This window comes from Leptolyngbya sp. CCY15150, from assembly GCF_016888135.1.
GTDB lineage: Bacteria > Cyanobacteriota > Cyanobacteriia > RECH01 > RECH01 > RECH01.
Genome location: NZ_JACSWB010000191.1, coordinates 1 through 252, shown reverse-complemented (window position 1 = coordinate 252; position 252 = coordinate 1). Strand labels below are relative to the sequence as shown.

The window sequence follows — 252 nt, the reverse complement described above, 5'->3', positions numbered from 1 at the left end:
TCTCTCTGACTCGGCGATTGTAGTCATGGATGAACATCCAGATCGCACCGATGTGATTTTCTAGCTTCTTGGAAAAAGACAGTGTCTTCCTCACCAGTCGAGAAATCCGCTGCCTTAACGTGTTGTTCAGTCGTTCGATGTAGCTCGTCAAGCCGCTATCTTTGTCAACAACAACGTGCCGCTTGCTCGCAATCACCTCGATGTAGGCCTCCCAATAGTCGGTGTAGACTTTGGCACACTGTCTGTACACCC

Annotated in this window: 1 protein-coding gene; it reads right to left on the bottom strand. The window is 49.6% G+C overall.

Features of this window, described 5'->3' with window-relative positions:
* On the bottom strand, positions 1-252 hold a 252-nt coding region (locus JUJ53_RS13855; RefSeq protein WP_275415770.1), incomplete at both ends, for an IS1 family transposase.